At 72.9% G+C, this 10,216-nt stretch carries 7 protein-coding genes; 5 read left to right on the plus strand and 2 right to left on the minus strand.

All coding sequences use genetic code 11. The features are described 5' to 3' along the window. Positions 1 to 714: N-acetylmuramoyl-L-alanine amidase (locus ACWDX9_RS53745; protein ID WP_449969951.1), on the plus strand; the 714-nt coding region annotated here is incomplete at its 5' end. A gap of 434 nt (positions 715 to 1,148) precedes the next feature. Here the strand turns inward: ACWDX9_RS53745 and ACWDX9_RS53750 are convergent. Beyond that, complete coding sequence (locus ACWDX9_RS53750) at positions 1,149 to 2,129, minus strand: helix-turn-helix domain-containing protein (RefSeq protein ID WP_350742859.1); 981 nt, start codon at positions 2,127 to 2,129, stop codon at positions 1,149 to 1,151. Between the two features lie 72 nt (positions 2,130 to 2,201). Then, positions 2,202 to 3,155, minus strand: a complete 954-nt coding sequence (locus tag ACWDX9_RS53755; RefSeq protein WP_449969953.1) for a LuxR C-terminal-related transcriptional regulator — start codon at positions 3,153 to 3,155, stop codon at positions 2,202 to 2,204. Positions 3,156 to 3,270: 115 nt separating this feature from the next. Between ACWDX9_RS53755 and ACWDX9_RS53760 the strand changes: the two genes are divergently transcribed. From ACWDX9_RS53760 to ACWDX9_RS53775, 4 genes are all read left to right on the plus strand, one after another. Further along, positions 3,271 to 7,104 carry a S8 family serine peptidase gene (locus ACWDX9_RS53760; RefSeq protein WP_449969956.1) on the plus strand — a complete coding sequence of 1,278 codons (3,834 nt, stop codon included), beginning with the start codon at positions 3,271 to 3,273 and terminating at the stop codon, positions 7,102 to 7,104. A 122-nt stretch (positions 7,105 to 7,226) separates the two neighbouring features. Continuing rightward, positions 7,227 to 8,117 carry an ABC transporter ATP-binding protein gene (locus ACWDX9_RS53765; RefSeq protein WP_449969959.1) on the plus strand — a complete coding sequence of 297 codons (891 nt, stop codon included), beginning with the start codon at positions 7,227 to 7,229 and terminating at the stop codon, positions 8,115 to 8,117. Further along, on the plus strand, positions 8,114 to 8,959 hold the full coding sequence (locus tag ACWDX9_RS53770) for an ABC transporter permease (RefSeq protein WP_449969961.1): 846 nt from the start codon (positions 8,114 to 8,116) through the stop codon (positions 8,957 to 8,959). Before ACWDX9_RS53765 ends, ACWDX9_RS53770 begins: the two co-directional genes overlap by 4 nt. Positions 8,960 to 9,196: 237 nt before the next feature. Continuing rightward, on the plus strand, positions 9,197 to 10,216 hold a 1,020-nt coding region (locus ACWDX9_RS53775; protein WP_449969963.1), incomplete at its 3' end, for an FG-GAP repeat domain-containing protein.

The raw sequence follows: 10,216 nt of genomic DNA on the forward strand, positions 1-10,216 counted from the left end.
AGCTACGCCGGCACGATCTCCTGGTTCCAGACCGGGCCCCGGCCGAACCCGACCTCGGCCCACTACGTCGTCCGCTCCTCCGACGGCGCCATCACGCAGACGGTCAGGGAGAAGGACCGGGCCTTCCACGCCGGCACCTACAACCGGCGTTCGGTCGGCATCGAGCACGAGGGCTGGGTCGACAACGCGACGTGGTTCACCGACACGATGTACCGCGCGTCGGCGGCGCTGACCCGCAACATCGCCGACCGGTACGGCATCCCCAAGGACCGCACCCACATCGTGGGCCACAACGAGGTCCCGGAGGCCGACCACACCGACCCGGGCCAGTACTGGGACTGGACCAAGTACATGCAGTACGTCACCGGTGGCGGCGGCGGGGGCACCAACCCGCACACGCCGGAGTCGGTGTGCGGCACCGGCTACAAGGTGATCGACTCGAGCGCGCTGGGCACGGCGGGCACCGTCTACCTGCTGTACAACGCGGACAACGGGAACAACTGCGTGGCCACCATCAAGAAGACCTCGCTGGGCACGGCCACCGCCACCACGGCCTTCCTGGAGGTCGAGGGCAAGGCCCGGGCCACCGACACCGGCAACTTCGAGTACTACGCCGGACCCGTCCGGGCCGCCGCCGCCGACAAGTGCGTCAAGTGGGGCGGCAAGGCAGGGGCGAGCACGTACGAGAGCCCCTTCGAACACTGCGGAAGCTGACCCTCTGAGCTGTGGCCGGATCGCGGGCTCGCGATCCGGCCACATCCATGTTTTCCCCGAAAAACCACACCCCGGTCGGCGCATTCGAGGGGCCTTCCCGCCGTCGGAGACCGCCGTCCCTCGGGGGAGGCGCGCGCCCGCACCCCCTCCCCCGGCCACCCAAGCCGCCTCCTGCTCCTCCACCCTGGTCAGTGGGGGAGTGGTTTCCCGCCGTAAGGGGCGGGGTCCCTTGGATGGAGCGGTGGTGCTGGCGTTGAGCGCGCCCCGGTCCTCCCTCTCCCCGAAGGACCGTAACCGGTCGGTGGGGGAGGGCCCCCGCCCGCCGGTGTGGCGCGCTCGCATCCTCGCCCCGAAGGCCCGAGGCCGCGGCCCACACGGGTTCCTCCTCCCCCAAGGACCGCACCCCGGTCGGTGGGGGAGTGGCTCTCCCGCCGTCAGGGGGACGGTGGTGGGGGTGGTTGGGAGAGGGCGGCCTGGACGCCGGCCTGGAAGCGGGTGCGGGCGCCGAGCCGGGACATCAGCTCGGCGATCCGGCGCTCCGCCGTCCGGTGGCCGACCCCGAGCTGGCGGGCGATGGCCTCGTCCGTGAGCCCCGACAGCAGGAGCGCGATCAGCCGCGCGTCGTCCCGGGAGTCCCTGGGCGGCGGGTTGCGGACGGACGGCGCCAGCCCGAGCGGCAGCGCCCGCTGCCACAACCCCTCGAAGAGCCTGATCAGTGCCTCCAGCAGCCCCGACGGATGGATGACGAGCGCCGCCACCGCGTCCGCCGGTTCGTGCCTGAGCAGGAGCAGCGCCAGCCGGTCGTCCACCACGTACAGCTTCATCGGCAGCTCGGGCAGCACCCGCGCCTGCTGGCCCGCCCCGACCATCTCCTCGATCTGCCGTAACGCGCCCTCGGCCGCCACGAAGTCCCGCTCGTAGATCATGCGGCTGGTGATCCCGCGCTCCAGCAGCTCCCGCTGCGCGGCCACGCTGCCCAGCGGGTCGAAGTACGGCCGCCTGGACAGGCACCGGAGCTGCTGCCTGGCGGCGCGCTGGATCTGGGCGTGCCGCTGCTCGACCGCCCGCCGCCCGGTGACCACCTCGACGACCACCGGCGGCGTACGCTCGCGGGCGCGCTCCTGGAAGACCTCCTCGAGCTCGCGGGCACGTTCGCGGACCCGCAGCAGGTCGCGTTCGGCGGCGAGCAGGAGGACGTCGAGCGCCATCTCCGGGGCGACGGCGGCGTAGGCGGGCGGAGGCCCCGGGGAGGTGTTGAGCAGGCCCTTGGCCTCCAGCGACGCGAGCAGCGGCTGCAGGTCGGCGCGCGGCCAGGCGGCGGCCAGCTCGGCGAGGGTGGCGGGGGAGCGGTCCAGCAGCACCTCGTACAGCGCCTCCTCATCGGGCCCGAGCCCGATCGCGCCCAGCGAGGTCACGGCCCGTCCCCGACCATGCCGAGCCCGAGGGCGGTCACGGCCCGTCCCCGTCCATGCCGGGCCCGGCGGCGGTCATAGCGCGTCCCCGTCCAGCCAGCCGCGTACGACCGCCTGGTAGCCCGCCTGGAAGCGGGTGCGCGCGTCGAGCCGGACCATCATCGCGCGCACGTGGCGGCGTACCGTCCGGTCGCTCCAGCCGAGGTGGGCGGCGATGGCCGCGTCCGTCAGCCCCGCGGTGAGCAGCGGCAACAGGTCCCGCTGCGCGTCGGCGGGGCCGGTCGCCTCGGCCAGCCGCCCGTGCCTGACCTGCAGCGGCACGGCCCGCTCCCAGTACATCTCGAACAACGCCGACAACGCGTCCAGCAGCGTCGAGTCGTGCACCACCAGCGCGGACTCCACCACGTGCTGGTCGTGGCGGAGCGGCATGATCGCCATGGGGAGGTCGTTCAGCGCGAGCTTGACGGGCACGTCGCCGACCCTGGCCTGCTCGCCGGCCGCGACGTAGCGGGTGATGAGCGAGAGGGTGCCCGGCACCTCCATGGCCCGCCGGTCGTACAGCGCCCGGTACTCGACCCCTCGCTCCAGCAGCTCGAACTCCACCGCGTTGCCGCCCATGGGCGTCGCGTACGGCGGCGCGTCGAAGACGCTGATCCGCCGCCGCGCGCTCTCCTGGAGCCGCCGGAACCACCGGCCCACCGCGTCCTTGCCGATCACCACCTCGACCAGGTCGGCGGAGTCCCCGTCCGGCACCGAGCGGTGGAAGCGCGCGGCGAGCTGGGCGGCGCGGTGGCGGGCCGCGGCCAGCTCCCGGGTGCGCGCCCGGATCAGCGCGTCCAGCCCCATCTCGGGAGAGACCGCCACGTAGCGCGGCGGGTCCTCCGGGAGCCGGGTGATCAGCCCCAGCTGCTCCAGCCTGGCGGCCGTGGAGGCGACGTGCCCCAGCTCGGCGAGCGCGGCGGGGGAGCGCTCCACCAGTGCCTCGTACAGTGCCTGCTCGGCGTACGAGAGCCCGATGATCTCCAGCACGATCACAGCATGTCCTATTTCCGCACATGGCGGGAAGAGGACTCACAATCGTCTTTCGCGGCTTTACTGCGATCTGTCATGGTTCCCGGGGACACGATGATCTCTGAGGAGACGCATGATCGGCCGGTCGCTTGTCGCGTTGGGGGTGCTGCTTTCCACCGGGATGGCCGCCCCGACCCCACCTCCCGCTCCCTCCGTGCCGCCGCCGGTCGTCGGCGCGTCGGGGGAGTCCGCGAAGAAGATCACATTGATCACCGGGGACGTGGTCACCTACAGTACCGCCCCGGACGGCAGCCCGCAGGCCCAGATCCAGCCGGCCCGGCGCCCGGACGGCGCCCCGGTGTTCTTCATGTCGGTACGCGAGCCCGCCGCGTACTACGTCTACCCCACGGACGTGATGGGCCTGGTGTCGGCGGGACGCCTGGACAGGGGTCTGTTCGACGTCGCCTACCTGGCGGCCAACGGCTACTCCGACGCGGAGAGCCCCACCCTGCCCCTGATCGTCCAGCACGGGGCGCAGCAGCGCATCGCCGGGGCCCGCACCCTGGCCAGCATCGACGCCGCCGCCGTGAAGGTGGACAAGAAGGCCGCCGGGCAGTTCTGGTCCGGGGTCAGCACGGCGAGGGCCGCGTCCGAGAAGATCTGGCTCGACCGCAAGGTCCAGGTCTCGCTCGACAGGAGCGTCAAGCAGATCGGCGCGCCCGAGGCGTGGGCGGCCGGGCTCAAGGGCGCGGGCGTCAAGGTGGCCGTGCTCGACACCGGCATCGACGCCACCCACCCCGACCTCGCCGGCCGCATCGCCGCGGCCGAGAACTTCAGCTCGGAGAAGACCGCCCAGGACGGCCACGGCCACGGCACGCACGTCGCCTCCATCATCGCGGGCAACGGCGCCAAGTACCGGGGCGTCGCCCCCGAGGCTTCGCTGCTGGTCGGCAAGGTGCTCAACAACTACGGCAGCGGCCTGTCATCCGACATCATCGCGGGCATGCAGTGGGCGGTCGACCAGAAGGCCCGCGTGGTCAGCATGAGCCTCGGCGGCTGCTGCCCCGGCCCGGACAACCCGCTCGACCAGGCCCTGAACAAGCTGTCCGCCGATTCGGGGGCGCTGTTCGTGGTCGCCGCGGGCAACGACGGCAAGAGCCGCCAGGTCGGCGCCCCGGGCACCGCGGCCTCGGCGCTCACGGTCGCCGCCGTGGACCGCGAGGACAAGCTGGCGTCCTTCTCCAGCCGGGGTCCCACCGCGATCGACTACAGCCTCAAGCCCGACATCAGCGCCCCCGGCGTGGACATCGTCGCGGCCCGCGCGGCCGGCACGTCCATGGGCGAGCCCGCCGAGGACGGCTACACCACCGTGTCCGGCACCTCGATGGCCACCCCGCACGTCGCGGGCGCCGCCGCGCTGCTCGCCCAGCAGCACCCCGACTGGACGAACACCCAGCTCAAGGCCGCGCTCACCAGCTCCGCCCACGGCGACGGCCAGGACGCCTACGAGCAGGGCGCCGGCCGCGTGGACGTCGCCCGAGCCGTCAAGCAGCAGGTGCGCGGCTCCGGCGGCATCGACTTCGGCTTCCTGCCCTCGCCCCAGAACGGCCCGGTCACCAAGACCCTCACCTACACCAACGACGGCGACCAGCCGGTCACCCTCACGCTGAGCACGGGCGTCAAGGCGCACCGGGGCGGCGACGTGCCCGCGCGCACGCTCACCGTCGACCGCGACACGGTCACCGTCCCCGCGCACGGCACCGCGCCGGTCTCGGTCACGTTCGACCCCGCCGGCCCCGGCACCTGGTACGAGGGCTCCGTCCGCGCCTCAGGCGAGAACGGCCAGGTCCAGGTGAACACGGCCGTGGGCGCGTTCGTCGAGCCGAAGAAGGTCACCGTCCGGGCCCGGGTGGTGCTGCCCGACGGCGCGAGCGCCGCCATGGAGAACCCGTGGATGTTCATGCGCACCGACGACCGCGACGACCTCCAGTACGCCTACACCCCCGCCTCGGGCACCGAGACCGAGGCCCAGGTCTACCCCGGCACCTACACCGTGCTCACCGCGCTGGCCTGGCGCGGCGCGGACGGCGAATGGGTCCAGTCGCTTCCGTCCGACCCGCAGATCGAGATCACCAAGGACACCACGGTCACGCTCGACCTGCGCAAGGCGCGCAAGGTGTCCGTGCGGACGCCGCGCGAGTCGGAGACCCGCCTCTCGCAGTACGCCTACCGGCGCACCGCGGCCAACGGCGTCGGCTACGTCGACGTGCAGTCCCTTTACCCGCAGTACGGGCTGGACAACTACGTGATGCTGCCCACCCGCAAGGTCACCCAGGGCACGTTCACCCTCAACGGCCGCTACCAGCTCGGCGCCCCCGCCATCGCCATGTCGGTGCCCGGCGGCCCCCGCATCACCCCCCGCTACCAGGACGTGGCGCCGCAGACGCCCAAGCTCGACGGGCGCAGCAGGCTCTCGCTGGCCTACGCCGGCAAGGGCACCGACTTCGGCGGTCTGGACGTGCGCGGCAAGCTCGTCCTGCTCAACCTGGAGGACCTCTGCCCGGCCGTGGCCTGCACGGGCAACGCCCTGGACCGGGTCAAGGCCGCCCAGCAGGCGGGGGCCGTGGGAGTCCTCGGGTACGGGGCCGTCAACCGGGCCTTCCTCGACCCGGCGGGCAGCTGGCCCACGTACCCGATCCCGACCATGAGCCTGACCGCCGAGCAGGGGAGGGCCCTGGCAGCCCTGGCCGGGCGGCGGCCGGTGACCGTCACGGCGGAGGGCGTCGCGACCACGCCGTACCTGTACTCGCTGATGCTGCCCGAGCAGGGCCGCGTCCCCGCCGACCTCTCCTACTCGGTCAGGACGGGCGACCTGCAGCGCATCGAGGACCGCTTCCACGCCGACCGGCCCGGCGCGGTCGAGCTGAGCACGTCGGCGGGGATGGTGCGGCCTGCCAGGTTCGCGAACACGTGGTCCATGGAGCACACCGTGCGGGCGCAGACGACCTTCACGGAGTACGTCGGGCCCGTCTCGCCGGACGTCGTCTGGACCCGCACGAACACGATGAACTACGACGAGGGCGGCGACTTCTACAACAAGCGCGCGCTGTCGGCGACCGCGGTGGACATCTTCGCCACCGCGGGCACGCGGACCGAGCCATGGGGGATCCAGCCCCGCGTGCCGGGCAACGTCGTCGTCTCCGACGCGGTGCTCCGCTCCGGGACCGCCCAGTGCTTCCCCTGCCGGACGAAGGACACCTTCCTGTCGGCCCTGCCGATCATGGGCCCGGTGCCGAACCACCAGGAGGCGTTCGCGTACAACGCCAACTTCCAGGGTGACAAGCACGGCGGCAAGGACGAGCTGCGCCTGTACCGCGACGGGCGCGAGGTCCCGCTCGTCGAGGCGACGGTCGTGATCGCCATCTTCGCGATCATCGTGCCGACCTTCACCCTCCCGGAGACGGAGGCCGCCTACCGGCTCACCGACAAGTTCCACACCCCGAACCCGTCCCAGCTGTACGCCAAGGACGTCGAGACCGCCTGGACGTTCCGGTCGAAGCGGCCCACCGGCGGGATGCAGACCACGGACGACGGGCTCTGCCTGGCCTGGTTCGCCACGGGCAAGCTGGCGCCGTGCGAGCCGGTCCGCCGGCTCAACCTCCGCTACGACGTGCCCCTCGACCTGGACAACCGCCTCAAGGCGGGCACGCCGCACCGGATCACCGTCACCGGCTACCACGGGTCCTACGGCACCCCGGACGCGAAGGTCAGGGACGTGAAGCTCTCGGTCACGTTCGACGACGGCGCCCACTGGACGCCGGTCCGCGTCTCGGCCTCCGGCCAGGCCACCGTCACACCTCCCGCGCTGGCGGCCACCACGGGCGCCGTGGGCCTGCGGGCCCGGGCGACGGACGCCGAGGGCAACACCGTCGAGCAGACCGTCCAGCGGGCGTACGGCCTGAAGTGACCTCGCACGGCCGCGCCAAGCAACCCGCGTTGACTAATTTGGAATTAGTCAACTAGGGTTGCTTGCGCGGCCGGGCTCTCCGGGCGCCACGCCGAGGCGTGCTCCCACGAGAGGCGAGATCCATGACGACGAGCGAAGTCGTGCTGGACGTCGAGGGCCTGCGGATGCGTTACGGCCCCGCCGACGTCCTGCACGACGTGACCTTCCGGGCACGCCGCGGCGAGGTGGTGTGCCTGCTCGGCCCGAACGGCGCGGGCAAGACCACCACGATCGAGATCCTCGAAGGCTTCCGCATGCGGTCGGCCGGCCGGGTCGAGGTGCTGGGCACCGATCCGGCCCGCGGCGGCGAGGACTGGCGGGCGCGGGTCGGGGTCGTCCTGCAGTCCTGGCGCGACCACGGCAAATGGCGGGTACGCGAGCTGCTCGAGCACCTCGGCCGCTACTACGCCGCGTACGCCACCGAGACCGTCGCCCGGCCGTGGCGGGCCGACCGGCTCATCGCGGCGGTCGGGCTGACCGAGCAGGCGGAACACAAGATCAGGACGCTCTCCGGCGGCCAGCGGCGCAGGTTCGACGTGGCCGTCGGCCTCGTGGGCCGCCCCGAGCTGGTCTTCCTCGACGAGCCCACCGCCGGGCTCGACCCGGTGGCCCGGCGCGCCTTCCACGAGCTGGTCCTGGAGCTGGCCGCCGAGGGCGACACCACGATCCTGCTCACCACTCACGACCTGACCGAGGCCGAGAAGCTCGCCGACCGCATCATGGTGCTCGACGGGGGCCGCATCGTCGCGGACGGCACGGTCGCGCAGCTCGCCCAGCAGATCGCCGGCCAGGACGAGGTGCGCTGGACCCGCGACGGACAGCGCTTCGCCCGATCGGCCACCGAGTCGACCCGGCTGGTGTTCGACCTGTTCAAGCAGCACGGCGAGGAGATCGAGGACCTCGAGGTGCGCCGCGCCTCGCTGGAGGACACCTACCTCTCCCTCGTCCGGCAGGCGGAGGAGGCAACCCGATGAGCCCGACCGCGACGGCCTGGCGGGCCGGTTGGTCCCGCGGCCTGATCGAGCTGCGGCAGTCGTTCACGAACGGCGCCGACCTGTTCGGCCACTTCCTCTGGCCCGTGCTGATGCTGATCACCACGTACTTCCTGCGGAACGTGTCCTTCGGGCAGAGCGGGCTCTCCCTCGGAGCCCTGGCCCTGCCGAGCATCCTCGGCATGAACGCCGGGATGTCCATGGTGAGCATGAGCCAGCACCTCACCGCCGACCGCGAGGACGGCACCCTGCTGCGCGCCAAGGCCACGCCGCACGGGATGACCGGCTACCTGCTCGGGAAGATCATCCTCGTCGCCGGCGGGCTGGTCGCCGACCTCGCGATCTTCCTGGTGCCCGGCATGTTCCTGGTGCCCGGCCTGGCGTTCGGCGACGCGGGCGCCTGGCTGACGGTGCTCTGGGTGCTCGTGCTGGGGCTGGTGGCGACGCTGCCGCTGGGGGCGGTGCTGGGCTCGGTGTTCGTCAGCGCCCGCAGCCAGGGGCTGATCCAGCTCCCCGTGCTGGGCCTGATCGCGATCTCCGGCATCTTCTACCCGATCACGGCGCTGCCGGAGTGGGTGCAGTGGATCGCCCAGGCGTTCCCGGTCTACTGGCTCGGGCTCGGCATGCGCTCGGCCCTGCTCCCGGACGCCGCGGTCGCCGTCGAGATCGGCGCGTCCTGGCGGCCCGTGGAGACGGCCGGAGTGCTCGTGGCCTGGGCCGTGCTCGGCCTGGTCGCGGCCCCGTTCCTGCTGCGCAGGATGGCCCGCGGGGAGTCGGGCTCCAGCGTCGCGGCCCGCCGCGAGAAGGCCCTGCAGCGGATCTGACGCACCCTGCGACGCCGCGAGAAGGCCCGGCGGCGCGGGCGCGGGTGGCGGAAAGCGGGGGACGGAAAGCGGTGGCGGAAACTCGGCGCTCGGCGGGGTCGCGCACTAAGCTCGGTGCCTGTGCCGCGAAGGGTGATGATCTGGCCGGCGTTGGTCCTCCTGCTCGCCGGATGCGGCGGCGTCCGGCCTGCGCCCAGCCCCGCCGGTCAGCCGCCGTCGGCGTCCACCCCGGCTCCGATGCCGACCGCCACCCCGACCCCAGCGCCGACCCCCGCGCGGCGTTCGGCCAAGGCCGGCGGGCGACCCGACGACGTCAACGGCGACGGCCGTGCGGACCTGCTCGTCTACGCCGAGCTGCTCCGACCGGGCCTGCGCTTCCTCGCGGTCGTCTACGGCTCGCCCCGGGGGCTGCGCACCGGCAGGCCGGCGATCGTGTCGTCGCGGACGTTCTACGCCTGGCAGATCGACCCGGGCATCCGAGCCGACCTCGACGGAGACGGCTTCGGCGACATCCTGGGCTACGGGCGGCCAGGCGATCGCGACGAGACGATGGGCCCGCACATCTTCTGGGGCGGCCCGGACGGCATCGACACCGGAACGCTCCCGACCCCGGTGCCGCCGCCCGTCCAGACCACCACGGCGACGTTCCGGTCCGTCGCCGGCGACTTCGACGGGGACGGCGCCGCCGACGTGGCGATGTCCGCCGACGACAACCAAGGCGGCTCCAACCTGGTCGTGATGTACGGCCCGTTCAGCCGCGCGGGCGTGCCGAGCCGCCGGACCGTCCAGCCCTCGCCCACGGGCAGCGACTTCTGGCGGATGACCGTCGACGAGATCGACGGGCGGCACGCGACCGGGCTGGTCGTGTTCGAGGGCGACGACGGGGAGCAGACCTCGGGGTGGCTGCTGAACGGCGGTCCGGACGGCCTGGCGAAGACGGGGCGCAGGCTGGGCAAGGGCATGGCGGCCACGTTCGGCGACTTCGACGGCGACGGCGCCAGGGACCTGGTGGTCGGCGACGACGGCAGCCGCAACGACGAGCCCGGCACCGAGACGGAGGCGCCCGACGTCGACAGGACGCTGACCGTCTACTACGGCGACGGCCGCACCCGGACGTTCAAGGGCGACAGGGGCTCGGCGGTCGCCGGCGACTTCAACGGCGACGGCCGCGACGACCTCGCCTTCGGCGGGGCGCGCGACGGGCGTGAGCCGGTCCGGATGTTCTGGGGCGGCCCCGGCGGCCTGCGAGCCGGTGGC

The organism is Nonomuraea sp. NPDC003201 (assembly GCF_053590415.1).

What these genes read in the sequence shown, in the direction of transcription:
- ACWDX9_RS53765 (WP_449969959.1), top strand. Translation starts at nt 7,227, where the DNA reads ATGACGACGAGCGAAGTCGTGCTGGACGTCGAGGGCCTGCGGATGCGT.
- ACWDX9_RS53770 (WP_449969961.1), top strand. Translation starts at nt 8,114, where the DNA reads ATGAGCCCGACCGCGACGGCCTGGCGGGCCGGTTGGTCCCGCGGCCTG.
- ACWDX9_RS53760 (WP_449969956.1), top strand. Translation starts at nt 3,271, where the DNA reads ATGATCGGCCGGTCGCTTGTCGCGTTGGGGGTGCTGCTTTCCACCGGG.